Raw genomic sequence first — 14,355 nt, 5'->3', positions numbered from 1 at the left:
TACACGTATGGACGTAGAAGATATCAACACCATCGCGGTTCTCGGAGCGGGCAACATGGGCCACGGCATCGCGGAAGTCGCGGCCCTCGCCGGGTACGAGGTCAACCTGCGCGACATCAAGGAGGAGTTCGTCCAGAACGGCTACGAACAGATAGAGTGGAGCCTCGACAAACTGGCGGAGAAAGACCAGATTTCCGAAGAAGAGGCCGACGCCTCCCTCGACCGCGTGACGCCGCTCGTGGACTTCGAGGAGGCCGTCTCAGACGCTGACTTCGTGGTCGAGGCGGTTCCCGAGAAGATGGACATCAAGAAGGACGTGTACGGGGAGTTGGAGGAGTACGCGCCCGACGAGGCGGTGTTCGCCACCAACACCTCCAGCCTCTCGATTACCGAACTCTCGGAGGTCACCGAGCGACCCGAGCGGTTCTGCGGGATGCACTTCTTCAACCCGCCGGTCCGGATGCAACTCGTGGAGGTCATCTCGGGCGCACACACCGACGACGAGGTGCTGGACCTCACCGAGGACCTCGCCGAGGAGATGGGCAAGACGCCGGTCCGCGTCCGCAAGGACAGTCCCGGGTTCATCGTGAACCGCATCCTCGTTCCCCTGATGAACGAGGCGGCGTGGATGGTCGAGTCCGGCGACTACACCATCGAGGAGGTAGACAGCGCGACCAAGTTCGACATGGGCCTGCCGATGGGGAGCTTCGAACTCGCCGACCAAGTCGGCATCGACGTGGGCTACCACGTCCTCGACTACATGCACGAGGTGCTGGGCGACGCCTACGAACCCTGCCCGCTCCTCGCCCAGAAGGTCGAGGAGGAGAAACTCGGCAAGAAAACCGGCGAGGGGTTCTACGACTACGAGGACGGCGGTGCCCAGATTCCGACCGACGCCGGGAGGGAGGACGCGGTTCGCCGCCTCCAGGCGGTGATGGCCAACGAGGTCGCCAAACTGGTCGCGAACGACGTGGCCGACCCCGACGCCATCGACGAGGCCGTGATGCTCGGCGCTGGCTTCCCCGACGGTCCGGCGCGAATCGCCGACGAGGCCGGTCTCGAAGCGCTCGCGGACACCCTCGACGACCTCCACGAGGAGACCGGTGCCGAGCGATACGAGGCCAGCGACTACCTCCGCGAGGCCGCCGCCGAGGGCGGTTTCTACGGCGGTTCGGACGACGCCGACGAGGGCGCGTACGACTACGACACCATCCGCGTCGAGAAACCCGGCGAGATGGTCGGCAAGGTCGTCCTCGACCGACCCCACCGGATGAACACGGTCAGCGAGGACCTGCTGGACGAACTCGGCGACGCCATCGACGCGCTGGAGGAGGACGACGAGGTGCGCGCGCTCCTGCTCGTCGGCGAGGGCGACAAGGCCTTCTCCGCGGGCGCGGACGTCCAGAGCATGGCCGCGGGCGGCGGCGACCCGCTGCAGGCGGTCGAACTCTCGAAGAAGGGCCAAGAGACCTTCGGCAAACTCGAATCCTGTCCGATGCCGGTCGTCGCGGGCATCGACGGCTACTGCCTCGGCGGCGGCATGGAGATGGCGACCTGCGCCGACCTGCGTCTCGCCACCGAGCGCTCCGAGATGGGCCAACCCGAGCACAATCTGGGTCTCCTGCCCGGATGGGGCGGCACCCAGCGCCTCAAGCACATCGTCGGCGAGGGCCGCGCCAAGGAGATAATCTTCACCGCCGACCGCTTCGACCCCGAGACGATGGCCGACTTCGGCTTCGTCAACGAGGTCGTCGAGGCGTCGGAGTTCGAGGAGCGGGCCTTCGAACTGGCGGCCGACCTCGCGGCCGGACCGCCCATCGCCCAGAAGTACACCAAGCGCGCGATGCTCGCGGGCCGCGACGACACCGACGCCGGACTCGAAGTCGAGTCCCAAGCGTTCGGCCACCTCATGAACACCGACGACCTGATGGAGGGCGTCACGGCGTTCATGGGCGACGGCGAGCCAGAATTCGAAGGGAAGTGAGCCGCGGCCGGTTGTGAACGCCCGACACGGCCGCCTTCGGGCGATAACGGAACGTTTAAACTAATCCGGCCGGAACGAAGAAATGCACTCGCAGTGAGTGTGGACGTACGCTCCGTTGGTGTAGTCCGGCCAATCATTTCGGCCTTTCGAGCCGATGACCAGGGTTCAAATCCCTGACGGAGCATACTTTCTTCCGATTCTTTCGGTTTTGAGTTGCGTAGTAGGTTGATTATACACGAACTGCCATCGCTGTCATTACAAATTACGGTAAATTACGCTTGAAACGAAATTAGAACTCCATCATGCCCAGTGTTGACGCAAATATTTTTATTAACGCCTCTTAGAGAGGAAGAAATCTTTTAAGGCACACTGCCCCAAGTAACCCAAGGAAAAGAAAAGCAACGATATCGTTAAAACCTACACTCGGGATAGTGTAGTATAGCCAGAGGCCGTAAAAGACCCCACCGAAGCAGATTAGAGCTCCTATTGCAAATAGGGTTTTTTCTGTTGAGGCCATATTTTGCGTAGTGTCTTCCAAAAATATAGTTCTATTGATGGCTCTCTACTGGGAATTCACATAGACGTCAAATGTGAGTTTGGGGACTGGGGGAGTTCCCGGGACAGGGAGGTACTTTACAACTGTTTCCACGCCGCAACCGTTGTTCTGAAGACCAATCTCCGCCGCGTAAATTGCTGCACTAGCACTTAAAACAGCGCAGAAAATCGTGACTGGTGCTCCACCGCCGATGGTACCGGTACCGACAAGAGTACCGATAAATCCGGCGGTGATAGCGCCCTGATTGAGGCGTGTTTTCAGGAGTTCCGAGTCTTGATCGTCTGTAAACAGCGACACCTTAATGTACGGATCTGTCGCCTTAGGTTGCCGAACATTGTATTTAGTTACGCCGCAACCCTGTGTAGTGACATTAGAGGTTGTCAGTTCCCGATAGGCCTCAAGGGATTTTTTAGTAGGAAGAACAGAGGGGTTGTCTTTTGATCCGCCAAATTTAACTAATCCCTTCTGCTTGAATTTGTTTATTTTTTTGACAGAGCTTGCGAGCATTGCCGCTGCATCCCAGCCAGTAACTGATTCCCCTTTTTTAAGTGATTGGACTGCACTCTGAGTCAATCCAGATTCCACTGTATTGACTCGTTCAAGAACGTCTTCGTGATTCAATGTTTTCCCGCTACGACCCTTGACTAAGAGGTCAAGCTTCCCATTTCGAATAACGAGCGGGGACGTCTTGCTTGATTCACTGTTACCGTTTGATTTCTGTGCACTCACCACGCCCGAAGTTGCGCCGAATGCTAATCCAGTTCCAGTCGCACGGATGAAATTCCGCCTGTTGAGATTTCCTCTCATTGCACTCATTAATAAAATCCAACTGTTTAAATATTTTCTTCTTTTCTACTCCAAATACCATTATATAAACACCATTATATTATATTTCATTTCTTTATTTTTATTCTTCAACTCCAACTATCTTTAGTCTGTCTGGAACCACCCTATCAAATTATAATCATATTCCTGTAGAAAATGACTCTTGAACAGCGGCGGTTCTTCAATTCTGATTTCTCACTGACTCACTCGAACCACAACTCGCCGAACGACTCGAAGAACGACCGCCCGGTGTCGATACGCTCGTAGCGCGCCCGCAGGTCGCGGGCGACGCCTTCCACGCTGTCGGCGTGGGCGTCGAACTCCTCGCGGTAGGACCGTTCTAACCGATTGCTGACGTAGGCCCGGAGCGACTCGTCGCTTTCGAGCGCCTCGAAGACGGCGTCGCGGCCGGTCGGCAGGTTACGTTCCTCGGGCGCGACGACGTGGGCGAGGACGACCTGATTCGAAGCCAGCGCCTCCAGTCCGGCGTCGATTGCCTCGACGTCGCCGAGGAAGTCGCTGCAGACCACGACCAGTGCCTTCGAGTCGATGGTGGCGGCGTAGTCGGCCAGCGCGTCCTCGAAGGCGGCCTCGCCGTCGGGTTCGACCGCGTTGCACTGCTCGACCAGTCCGAGGACCTCGCCGCGGTTCGACCGGCCGCGGTCGAGTCGCTCCGCGGCGTCGCCGAACGTCGCGAACCGGAACTCGTTGTGGTCCCGGGCGGTCAGGTAGGCGAACCCCAGACCGAGTTTGGCGGCGTACTCGAATTTGTGGGCGTCGCCCTCGCCGAAGTCCATCGACGCGCTGGCGTCCACGAGGACGTGGACCGTGAAGTTGCGCTCGGCCTCGAACTGCTTGACGTAGAGTTCGTCGGTCCGGGCGTAGAGGTTCCAGTCGATGAATCGGGGTTCGTCACCCGGCGCGTACCGCCGGTAGTCGGCGAACGTGAGGCCCTCGCCCACCGCCTCGGTGGTGCGCTCGCCCTGCTGTTGGGACCGAGCGTTCCGGTCGTTGGCGGCGTCGAACCGGTCGAGTTCGTCGAGGAACTCGGCGGTTATCATCGGTCCTCGACCAGCGCGGTTATCACGTCGTCCGGGGTCATCCCCTCGCGCTCGGCCCGGAAGTCCACGACGACGCGGTGGCGGAGGACGGGGACGGCCATCTCGGTCACGTCCTCGCTCCCGACGTGAGACCGGCCCGCCACGAGCGCGCGGGCCTTCGCCGCCCGGACCAGCGACATGCTGGCGCGCGGACTCGCGCCGTATTCGAGGTCGTCGGCGCTCCGCGTCTCGCGCACGACGTCCACCGCGAGGTCCCGGAGGTCGTCGGCGATGGGGACCTGATGGGTCAACTGCTGCATCTTCCGGAGTTCGCCGGTCGAGACCTGCGGTTCGACCGAGACCGAGGCATCCACGTCGCGAGTGTACCGGTCCACGATTTCGCGCTCGGCCTCCGCGTCGGGGTAGTCCACGAGTATCTTCATCAGGAAGCGGTCGGACTGGGCCTCCGGCAGGGGGTAAGTCCCCTCTTGGTCGATGGGGTTCTGGGTCGCCAGCACGAAGAACGGTTCGGGCAGGTCGTAGGTCTCGTTCCCGGCGGTCACTTGCCCCTCCTCCATGGCTTCGAGCAGGGCCGACTGGGTCTTGGGCGTCGCCCGGTTTATCTCGTCGGAGAGGACGAGGTTGGCGAACACCGGTCCCTTCTCGAAGGTGAACGTCCGGCCGGTCTCGGTCTCGCGGACCATCTCGGTGCCGATGACGTCCGAGGGCATCAGGTCCGGCGTGTTCTGGATGCGCGAGAACGAGAGTCCGGTCACCTCCGCCAGCGTCCTGACGAGCAGCGTCTTGCCGAGACCCGGCGTGCTCTCCAACAGGGCGTTGCCGTCGCAGAGCAGGCAGGCCAACACGTGGTCTACCACCTGCTCCTGTCCGACGATGCGCTCGCGCACCTCGGACCGTATCGCTCGAATGCGGTTCGTCACGTCGTCGATAGCCGATTTTCGGTCAGTCATCCGTAGTGTTCCCTTGGAGTTGGTGTGCGTATCGCTGTACGAGCGCCGCGTCTTCGACCCGGTCGGGCGAGGCGAACCCGGCGCGCTGGGCGTCAACGCCATCACCGTCACCCGACCCGTCGCCCGCGTCGCTGTCGTAGTTCCAGTCGCGCTGGCCCTCCCCGCCCGGACTCGCGCTGACCGCGGCCGAGAGGTTCTCGGACCCCGCGGTCACGTCGGTCGGTTCGCCCAGCACCTCGTCGCCGCTGCGGAGTTCCGCGGTCTGGTTCGAGAGCGCGCCCCGGTCGGCGGAACCGTCGGCCGGACCGCCCGACCCCGGTCCCGGTCCGGAGAGGGCGACGCCGAGGTCGAGACCCATGGCGGCCGTCTGGACCATCGCCAGACTCAGCGCGAACGCGAGGACGACCGTCGCCGCCAACCGGGTCGTGTTCACGAGACCGACGCTTGAGGTCTCCCGGAGTCGGTCGAGAACGTCGGCGTATAGCGCCCGCGTCATCGGATTCGTCCGGTCGGCCCCGGCGGCGTCGCGGGCGGTCCGGAGCGCCTCGCGTACCTCGGGGTTGGCCGCCTCGAACTGCTCGGCGGCGGGGCGGCGCGTCCGGAGGACGAACTCCGCGACGAACGTCGCGACTCCGGCGACCACGCCGAGTAGCGTGGCGACGTCCGGCGCGGGCAGGCCCAGCGAACTGAACGACGCCGCAGCTAACTCGGCGTCCAGCACGGGGAGACCGACCGCTCCGGCGGCGAACCCGACAGCCAGCAGGACGCAGACCGCGTCTAGACTCGCGTAGACGAACGCCACCTTGCGACACTCCCGACGAATCTGGGCGAGCGCGGCGCGGATTTCGTCGGGGGCGCTCTCGTCGGGACTCGCCTGCGGTTCGTCGTCGTCGCTCATCGTGCCACCCCCGCGTTGCCGGGCGGTCGCCCGACCGTAGGTTGCCGGACCGCCGGTCCTCCGAGGTCGGGTCGCCCAACTACCGGTCGTTCCACGTCAGGTCGGCGCGCCACCGGAGCTTCCGACCGACTCCGGCGGAGTCGGTCCGGCCGAGCGTAGTCGTTCGACGACGAGTTTTCTAGCTCCTCGATTCGCTCGCGGAGCTGCTCGATTTCGTTCCGGAGTTCTTCTATCGTCTGGTTCTTCTCGACGAGCATCCGTTGCTGGCGCTGGACGGTCCGGTTGACCCGCTTCAGCGTCTCGTTGCGGGCGTCGGCCCGGGATTCGAGTCGGTCGATGGTCGCGTTGAGTTCGTCGGTGCGGGCCTTGGCCGCCTCGAACTGGCGTTTCAGCCTGTCGCGCTCGTCTTTGAGCGAGGCGAGTCGATTCCGCGCCCGCTCCAGTCGGCGCTCGGTCGAGTTGAGTTCCGACCGCGTGGCGTTGAGCGACTTCTCGGTCGCCCGCAACCGCTTGGAGACCTCCTCGATGTCCGAGAGCCGCGTCTGGAGCGTCTGGTTGACGTCCCGGAGCGACCGGTTCAGTCGGTCGATGCGCTGTTGTTTGCGCTGGACCTCGCTCTCCAGTTCGGCGTTTCGGTCGGTCAACTGCTCGTTCTCGGTCCGGAGTTGGTCCACCGACTCCTGATAGTAGACGGTCGTTCCGACCAGACCGAGTGCCGACAGGCCGACGAACAGCGCCAGCACGACGTTGATTGTGTCGCCGATGTAGCTCATGGTATCACTTCCTGACCGCGGCGACGGCGGAGCCGCCGAGCGCAGACCTCGCCGACGAAGACCAGCAGGCCCGCGAGGAGAAACGCCCAGTCCCACGACCGCTCGACTCGACGCTTTCGAGTCGACTGTCGCTCGACCGCCGAGGCGATGGCCGCGGGACTGTCCGCCGAGAACGTCCGACCGCCGGTTCGCTCGACCGCCCGCTTCAGTTCGGGCGACGCGCCGAGCGCGGCGTACTCGGCGGGGTAGTTGACCGCGTACGCGCTCCCGAGAACCTCGCGGTATCCCGGTCGGGTCGGCGCGCTCCGGGCTTCGTACCGGCCGGGCGCGACCTCCGAGAACGACAGGTCGGCGCTCTCGGGCGGATTCTCGCCCGCGTAGACGAGCGTCGTCGACTCGCCGACGCGGGTGTCCGGCGCGGCCACGACGCCGGTCGCCTTCCGCTGGGGGTCACCGATGGCCCAGTTCACCGACCGCGAGAGCAGCAGCGAGTTCGGCTTCGACCGCAGGTCGCCGAGACTCCCGTCCGCGCCGTAGGCCGTGACGGCGGCCACCCGGCCGAGACCGAAGCGCCACGCCGAGACGGCGGGCGCGCCGTAGCCGGTCGCGACCAGCAGGTCAGCGCCCTCCTTCACGCTCACCTGATTGGCTCCGGGAAGCGAAGCGGTCGGTGAGACCCCGCGAGTGACGAAGTGGCCGTCGTCCACCACGACCGCGTGGTCGCCGCTGTACCGACGGTTCTGGCCGCCGAACCGGACTCGGAGTCGGTCGGTCTCGTCGGCCAGCAGGAACGACCCGCCGGTGCGCTCGGCGACCCCGCGGAGGACGCGTTCGTTCACGCTGCCGACGCCCACGCTGACGACCCGGACGTCCCGGTCGGCGAGTTTCTCGGCCGCCGCGAACGTCGGCTTCGCGGAGTCGCGGCCGTCGCTCAGGAGGATGACGGTGCCGCCGTTCTCCCCGAGCATCTTCGACGCGCCGAGCAACCCCGCGCTGATTCGGGTCCCGCCGCCGCTTTCGAGGCTTCGAATCTTCCGCTGCAACGTCTCGCGGTCGGTCTTCAGCGACGCGAGGTCGGCGACCCGGTAGGCGTTCCGCTCGAACGCGACGATGCCCGCCTCGTTTCGGTTCCCCAACTGCGAGAGAACGTCGAGCGCGAGCGCCTTCTGGACTCGCATGCCCGACTTCGCGCTCCCCGACACGTCCACCGCCAGCACGACGCGGGACTTGGGGCCGGTCGAACCGCCGACCTCGACCGGGAGCAGCGACGAAATCCGGGAGTTGCCGTATCGGCCCTTCTCGTAAGCGTGTTCGCCCCCGACCACGAGCAGGCCCCCGCCGTCGATGACGTGTTCCTGAAGCGCGCCGACGTTGCCGAGGTCGGGCGCGGCCACGTCGTGGACGACGACCGCGTAGTAGTCGTCGAGGTCTGCGGGCACCGACTCCGCGCGGGTGACGTTGTAGAGTTCCCGGAGGTACCCCTCGAAGGCGTAGTCGCCGCGACTCACGTAGAGGACCCGCGGTTGTTCCACGACCTGCACCGTCTTGCGATACACGTCGTTGACCTCGTAGGCGTCGTCGCTGTCGAGACGGGCCGTGATTCGGTGGGGTCCGGTATCGTTGAAGGTGTGCGTGACGGTGAACGACCCGTCCTCGGGAACCTGCCGGGAGGCGACCTGCGACCCGTCGGCGGAGACGGTGACGGTCGCGTCCGTCGGCGCACCGTCGAGTCCGGCGGCCGTCACACCGAATCGGTTCTCGACGCCGACGCTGGCCTTCCGCGGCCCGGAGACGGATACGCGGGCGTCCGACTGGTTCTGAGTCAGTCGGACCCGGTTGATAGTGGCGTTCACCGAGCGAGCGAGGTCGGTCGCCCGCGACAGCGACGCGCCGCCGGTGACCTGCCCGTCCGAGACCACCAGCAGACTCCCGTTCGGGCGGACGTTGGCCACGATTCCGGACCCGACGCGCGACCGATTGCCGGTGGCGACCGTGACGCGGTTCACCGCGACGCCCTCGTCCTCGATTCCGGCTTCGAGGTCGTCTGCGACCGGCGAGTGGACGCCCATGCTCGCCGAGTCGTCCACCAGCATCGTGACCTGCGGGTCGCCCGCCGTGGTCGCGGTGGAGACGGTCGTCGGACCCGCGGCCGCGACGACGAGGCAGGTGACGACGACGAAGCGCGTCGACCAGAGCGCGACGTGGGTGCGGCGGCCCACTACGTCGTCGGTCCGTCCGCCGTCCCGGTCGTCCGAGTCGCCGGTCAGTTCGGTCGCGGTACTCGACTCTCGGACGAGTAGCCAGAGGGCGACCGCGGCGACAGGGACGGCCGCGAGGACGACCGGTCGGGCGAACTCCACCGGCGCGTCGAATGGTAGGTTCATCAGAGGTCACCTCGGTAACGCAGGAGACCCAGTTCCAACAGGACGAGCAGCGCCGCGAGACCCGCGACGAGCGGGGTCAGCTTCTTCGGGACGGTCGTGGTCTCGGCGTCGGTTCCGACCGCGCTGGTCCCGTCATCGGTCACGGACGGGGCGGTGACGTTCGACTCGGCGACGCTGGCCAGCGACGCGGCGTATCGCCGCTCCCCGACCTCGTGGAAGCCGACGCGCCGGAAGGCGAGGGCGCTGGTTCGTCGGCTTCCGTCGGGCGTCCGGACGGTCACGTTCTCGCCGAGCGGGAGGGTGGTGCCGGTCCGGTAGTTCGTCGCCGACAGCGACCGTCGGCCGGTCAGTTCGTAGACGACGCGCTTCCAGAACACCGGGTAGCGGTAGTTGTGTTCGAACGACGACCCCGACGCCGGGTAGCCGTAGTAGAACACGCGGCCGCCGTCGAGCCGTGCGGTCGCCAGTAACGGCGTGCCGTTTACCGTGCTGAGCAGGGCGTTCCCGGCCCGGAGGTCGGCGCGCACGTACGTCTGAGGTGCGGGGAACGTCACGTCCTCGGTGATGGGGGTCGGGTCGGGTTGGCGGACCGCCGGGTCGGTGGCGGTCCCGTTGGGCGCGACCGGGAGCAGGTCGCCGTAGCCGACCGCCGAGAGGTTCGACTGGGCCTGAATCACGACGCCCCCGCCAGAGGACAGCGTCTCGCGGGCGAACTGCAGCGTCCCGTCGAGCAGTCTGTCGGGCCGGACCTCGCTGAACACGACGAGGTCGTAGGACTTCGAAATCGACGCGGGCGGGTTCTTGACCGTCACGCTCGTCCCGCGGACGACCCGCAACGCCGTAATCAGGGGCCGGTTCTCGTCGTTAGTCACCACCAGTACGTCGGTCGTCGGGTCCTCGGGTGCCGCGACCGCGAGTCGGTCGTCGGTCGGGAACGAGTCGCCCGGCGAGAGGCGAACGGTCCCGCCGCCAGCGGGGACCGGGAGCGTCGCGGTGGCGACTTCGCCCGGTCCGAGCGTCACCGACCGGGTAACCTCGCCGAACGAGAATCGGCGCGTGGTCTCCGCGTTGCCGAAGTTCTTCGCCCTGACCGTGACGGTGCCGTTAGCGAACGAGTAGCCGACGACGCCGACGTTGGCCGACCCGCCGCGGTCGAACTGTCGGAGGTCCACCGCGTACCCCCGTGCGCGGGCCGAGGCGACCGCGGTCCGCCAGTCGCCCGAGGCGAAGTCGCTCACAACTACGATGCGTGCGTCGTCGCCAGCGACCGCCGCCGCGCGGCTGATTGCGTCCCGGAGGTCCCCCGGCGCGTCAGTGACTCGGAGACCGTCGAGCGCGGCCTTCGCCTCCGCGGCCGGGGCGCGCCGGGTGAGGACTGCGGTCTCGTCCCGAGCGACGACGACGGAGGTCTCTCCGGTCGCGGCGTCCTTCGCCGCGCGGACCGCCCGGTCGAAGCGGGTCGCGCCGTCCGCCTCGGTCGCCATGCTCGCGGTGGCGTCCACCACGACCACCGTCTCCGAGACAGTGCGTCGCTCAGAGACCGGGACGTAGGGCGCGGCCAGCGACACCGCGACGACAGCGATTGCGAGCAATTGGACGAGCAGGAGCGCGTTGCGCCGGAGTCGTCGGAGCGCGGGGTGTCGCCGACTCTCCTCGCGGTCGCCGACGAGGAACTCGACCGCCGGAAACGAGACGGTCTCCGGGTCCGGTTTGAGCAAGTAGAGCAGTATCACGGGTATCGCGGCCGCCAGCGCCGCGAGTCCGAGCGGTCGGAGGAACACCGACGACAGGGTCTCGACGAGGGTCACGGCTCGACGGGCACCTCCGGGACGGGCGAGACAACGAACCCGGGCGGGCGAACACCGCCGGCGGAGCTACGAGTTCGGGCCATCGTTCGGGAAGCCGCCCGCGTTCGGGAACTGTCGGAGGACTAACGGGCGGTTTGGTGGTTCTGTTCGCGGGTAGTGTAAATACCTTTTCATTGGTAATCGATACGGTAGCCTGCGGTGACACGAGTCGTCTCCGCGGGAAACTACATCCGCGGGCGGGGTCCCCGCTGGGGGCGCGCCTCCACCGAGAGCCTCATGACCGCTCGCCCGAGTCCGCCGAGGACAGTCCCGAGGGTCACGAGACCAAATCCGACGACCAGAACGCGGAGCGCGGGCACATTCGTCCGACGGTACGCCCTGAGAGCGAAGTATGGTATCGTGCCGCCGAGCGCCAGCGTGACGGTCTTGAGCGCCACGGCCATCGTCGAGTCGGCGAACGCGCCTCCCGTTGTCATACGGTCCGATACGCTCTTTCGGAGTTACTACCGAGTCGTCGTTTTCGGAAACTGGGAGCGCCCCGAACATCGTCGGGTCGGTTTTCACGTCGCCCAGCGAGGTCGCTGTCCGACAATTCTATTCTTATAATTTTACAATAGAATATATTCGGGAATACCTTTATTTTATATACTTAGAAACAAATTTGTATGTCGGGAGACATATCGATTCGGTCGAGTAGACGCACCGTCCTGAAATCCCTCGCGTCCGTCTCCGCGGCCGTGGCCGGAGTGTCCGGGGTGTCGGTTGCGACTGAGCGTACCGGCGCGGACGACGCCGACGTGTTCGGCGAGGTCCAGCGGACGGTCATCGACGACACCGTCAAGCGAGTCACACCTTATGACAACCTGCTCGTGGGTGACAAAGACCAGACGCTGGCGTACCTCGAAGAGGCGGACCTCTCGACGCCCGAGCGCAAGCGAGCGCGCAACTTCCTCCACAAGATGTGGCAGAAGTACCCCGTACGGCGTGTCGAGACGGAGAACACGATTCGATACGAACTCGACCCCAAGCGGAACGACGTGGCGGTCGATGGCTCGGGCGCACTATCGACCGCGGCCGAGCGGCGGCAGTTCGGGGAAGTGGCGAGCGCGGTCGGCGACGGCGGGAGACGTCTCCGCTCCGGCGACGCCGCCGTCTCGCCGGAGTGGGCACCGAACGACCACAACCGGATGGCGGGACTGGCCTGCGAGCAGATGGACGTGAGTTCATACTACGCCGGCCTCGCGCGTGACAACGGCGGCGACCCCGACGACTGGGGCTGTCAGTGCGACGTCTCACAGTATCTCCCGGACGGGTGGCCCGACGAACTCGTCAGCGAAATCCAAGATGCCGTCGATCAGGTGTTCCACTCGTATCGCCACTACTGGAACCCCGACTTCGAGTTGTGGTGGAACGGGACGCGCTACTACGACGGGCAGACGGGCGACGCCCCAAAGTACGCGAAACAGTACCTCCAGAAGGCGAGAGACGAGATGGGAACGAGCAAGTACAGCGCCTTCGTCAACCTCGGGTACGCGACCCACTTTCTCAGCGACGCCGGGCAACCCCTCCACACTGGTCTCGAACTCAAGCAGTTCAACAACCAGTGGGTGCACTACGACTACGAGTCGTTCGTGCACAGCAACTGGGACTCCGGCGAGAAGTTCAAGGACGCGTTCCAGCGGACGCAGTACGCCGCGCCCGTGGACGACGCCGCCGAGGCGACCAAGACCGTCGCGAAGTACAGCAACGACTACCTCTCGACGCTGTTCTACGCCATCTACGACAACCCCGACTCGTGGAAGTCCAACAGCGACGTCCTCACGATTACGCGCAACTGCTACAACAAGACCGCGACACACATGCGCGGGTTCGTCGAGGAGGTGCAGAACGCGTAGTCCCGCGACGGCCGCCGCCGACCGTCCCGGACTCAGGCGCTCTCTTTCGGGTCCAGCACGTCGCGGAGGGCGTCGCCCAGCACGCTGAACGAGAGTATCGTTACCGCCAGTAGCGAGACCGCGAACGTCGAGGTCCACCACGTCGCCGGGAACTCCTTTCGGAGTTCGAGCGCGATGATTTCGCCCCACGACATCAACAAGAAGTCGTTGAGTTCGAGGTAGGCGATGGCCGCCTCGGTCAGCAGGAAGAGGGGTATCTGTCTGCTCGTCGCGGTCACCACGGTCGAGGAGACGTTCGGAAGCAGGTGCTTCCGGAGGACGTGCCAGTGGCTCGCCCCCGCGTTCCGGGCGGCCGTAACGTAGCCCTCTTTCCGGCGCTGAAGCACCTCGCTCCGGACCATCCGGGCGGTCCCGCCCCAACTCGTCAACCCGAACACCAGCACGACCAGCAGGAGTCCCTTCTCGAAGAGGAAGACGAGGATGAGATAGAGGACGAACGCCGGGAGCGTCTGTTGGACGTCAACGTAGCCCATCAACAGCGTGTCGGTCCACCCGCCCGCGTACCCGGCGACGACGCCGATGGCGACGCCGACGGGGACCAGAATCGTCGCCGAGACCAGCGCGACCAAGAGGCTCACCCGCATTCCCGACACGAGCAGCGCGACGACGCTCTTTCCGGTGCTGTTCGTGCCTAGCGGGTAACGCAGCGTCCCGCGACACCATCCGTCTACGACCGGTCCGAGACACTCGTACACCCGCCCTTCGGCGACGCCGAAGAACATCGGAGGTTGGTGGGCGTGGTCCAAGTTCAACTCGGGTCGGAGGAACCACGGTCCCACGGTGCCGACCACGAGGAAGACGACGAGGTACGCGAGGCTGGCGACCGCCAACCGGTTCGTCCGGAGGCGGTTCCAGTAGGTCCGGGTCATCCGCGGGCGGGCGGCCAACGGCCAGACGACGAACGTGGCCAACGCGAGCCACGACAGGGCGAACAGCCAGTCCAGACCGGACGGGTCGAATCCCAGCGCCAACGGCTCGCCCTCGCCGCGGACGAACAAATCGACCGCGAACCCGAGTCCGAGACAGCCAGCACCGACACCGAACGCCGTGAAGCGGTCGCCGACCGACGCCCCTTCGGATGCGACCCCGTCGTCCGCTCCGTCGCCATCGTCCATCGTATCGATACGCGGACAGTTTCGAACCTCGTCCAATAAATGTTGA

11 protein-coding genes and 1 tRNA gene are annotated in these 14,355 nt (G+C 65.3%); 3 read left to right on the top strand and 9 right to left on the bottom strand.

All coding sequences use genetic code 11. From position 1 onward, the window contains the following. The first annotated feature begins 7 nt into the window (after positions 1-7). Both FXF75_RS06105 and FXF75_RS06100 read left to right on the top strand, forming a co-directional pair. Positions 8-1,984, top strand: coding sequence for a 3-hydroxyacyl-CoA dehydrogenase/enoyl-CoA hydratase family protein (locus tag FXF75_RS06105; RefSeq protein ID WP_163520708.1), 1,977 nt, complete (start codon positions 8-10; stop codon positions 1,982-1,984). Between the two features lie 109 nt (positions 1,985-2,093). Beyond that, positions 2,094-2,168 (top strand) — tRNA-Glu (locus FXF75_RS06100). A 378-nt stretch (positions 2,169-2,546) separates the two neighbouring features. Here FXF75_RS06100 and FXF75_RS06095 read toward each other — a convergent pair. From FXF75_RS06095 to FXF75_RS06060, 8 genes are all read right to left on the bottom strand, one after another. Next, on the bottom strand, positions 2,547-3,347 hold the full coding sequence (locus FXF75_RS06095) for a hypothetical protein (RefSeq protein ID WP_163520706.1): 801 nt from the start codon (positions 3,345-3,347) through the stop codon (positions 2,547-2,549). Between the two features lie 221 nt (positions 3,348-3,568). Then, positions 3,569-4,426: a DUF58 domain-containing protein gene (locus FXF75_RS06090; protein WP_163520705.1), complete on the bottom strand. Its 858-nt coding sequence runs from the start codon at positions 4,424-4,426 to the stop codon at positions 3,569-3,571. Then, positions 4,423-5,376 (bottom strand): MoxR family ATPase, encoded by a 954-nt coding sequence (locus FXF75_RS06085; protein WP_163520703.1) that lies wholly within the window; start codon positions 5,374-5,376, stop codon positions 4,423-4,425. The genes FXF75_RS06090 and FXF75_RS06085 overlap by 4 nt, the downstream gene beginning before the upstream one ends. Further along, positions 5,369-6,274 (bottom strand): hypothetical protein, encoded by a 906-nt coding sequence (locus FXF75_RS06080; RefSeq protein ID WP_163520701.1) that lies wholly within the window; start codon positions 6,272-6,274, stop codon positions 5,369-5,371. The genes FXF75_RS06085 and FXF75_RS06080 overlap by 8 nt, the downstream gene beginning before the upstream one ends. Next, positions 6,271-7,047: a hypothetical protein gene (locus FXF75_RS06075; RefSeq protein ID WP_163520699.1), complete on the bottom strand. Its 777-nt coding sequence runs from the start codon at positions 7,045-7,047 to the stop codon at positions 6,271-6,273. The genes FXF75_RS06080 and FXF75_RS06075 overlap by 4 nt, the downstream gene beginning before the upstream one ends. Beyond that, positions 7,044-9,431: a VWA domain-containing protein gene (locus FXF75_RS06070; protein WP_163520697.1), complete on the bottom strand. Its 2,388-nt coding sequence runs from the start codon at positions 9,429-9,431 to the stop codon at positions 7,044-7,046. Before FXF75_RS06070 ends, FXF75_RS06075 begins: the two co-directional genes overlap by 4 nt. Next, on the bottom strand, positions 9,431-11,239 hold the full coding sequence (locus FXF75_RS06065; protein ID WP_205427212.1) for a BatA and WFA domain-containing protein: 1,809 nt from the start codon (positions 11,237-11,239) through the stop codon (positions 9,431-9,433). Before FXF75_RS06065 ends, FXF75_RS06070 begins: the two co-directional genes overlap by 1 nt. 224 nt (positions 11,240-11,463) lie before the next feature. Further along, positions 11,464-11,715 carry a hypothetical protein gene (locus FXF75_RS06060; RefSeq protein ID WP_163520696.1) on the bottom strand — a complete coding sequence of 84 codons (252 nt, stop codon included), beginning with the start codon at positions 11,713-11,715 and terminating at the stop codon, positions 11,464-11,466. Between the two features lie 189 nt (positions 11,716-11,904). Between FXF75_RS06060 and FXF75_RS06055 the strand changes: the two genes are divergently transcribed. After that, positions 11,905-13,134 carry a hypothetical protein gene (locus FXF75_RS06055; RefSeq protein ID WP_163520694.1) on the top strand — a complete coding sequence of 410 codons (1,230 nt, stop codon included), beginning with the start codon at positions 11,905-11,907 and terminating at the stop codon, positions 13,132-13,134. Between the two features lie 32 nt (positions 13,135-13,166). Here FXF75_RS06055 and FXF75_RS06050 read toward each other — a convergent pair whose 3' ends face one another. After that, positions 13,167-14,309 (bottom strand): ABC transporter permease, encoded by a 1,143-nt coding sequence (locus FXF75_RS06050; RefSeq protein WP_163520692.1) that lies wholly within the window; start codon positions 14,307-14,309, stop codon positions 13,167-13,169. Positions 14,310-14,355: the final 46 nt, after the last annotated feature.

Source organism: Halorussus sp. MSC15.2 (assembly GCF_010747475.1).
In the GTDB taxonomy this organism is placed as follows: Archaea; Halobacteriota; Halobacteria; order Halobacteriales; family Haladaptataceae; genus Halorussus.
This window is presented reverse-complemented; position numbering and strand designations above follow the sequence as displayed.

Coding starts and splice junctions, on each gene's coding strand:
- FXF75_RS06105 (WP_163520708.1), top strand. CDS start 8: ATGGACGTAGAAGATATCAACACCATCGCGGTTCTCGGAGCGGGCAAC.
- FXF75_RS06095 (WP_163520706.1), bottom strand. CDS start 3,347: ATGAGAGGAAATCTCAACAGGCGGAATTTCATCCGTGCGACTGGAACT.
- FXF75_RS06050 (WP_163520692.1), bottom strand. CDS start 14,309: ATGGACGATGGCGACGGAGCGGACGACGGGGTCGCATCCGAAGGGGCG.
- FXF75_RS06075 (WP_163520699.1), bottom strand. CDS start 7,047: ATGAGCTACATCGGCGACACAATCAACGTCGTGCTGGCGCTGTTCGTC.
- FXF75_RS06070 (WP_163520697.1), bottom strand. CDS start 9,431: ATGAACCTACCATTCGACGCGCCGGTGGAGTTCGCCCGACCGGTCGTC.
- FXF75_RS06060 (WP_163520696.1), bottom strand. CDS start 11,715: ATGACAACGGGAGGCGCGTTCGCCGACTCGACGATGGCCGTGGCGCTC.
- FXF75_RS06090 (WP_163520705.1), bottom strand. CDS start 4,426: ATGATAACCGCCGAGTTCCTCGACGAACTCGACCGGTTCGACGCCGCC.
- FXF75_RS06085 (WP_163520703.1), bottom strand. CDS start 5,376: ATGACTGACCGAAAATCGGCTATCGACGACGTGACGAACCGCATTCGA.
- FXF75_RS06080 (WP_163520701.1), bottom strand. CDS start 6,274: ATGAGCGACGACGACGAACCGCAGGCGAGTCCCGACGAGAGCGCCCCC.
- FXF75_RS06055 (WP_163520694.1), top strand. CDS start 11,905: ATGTCGGGAGACATATCGATTCGGTCGAGTAGACGCACCGTCCTGAAA.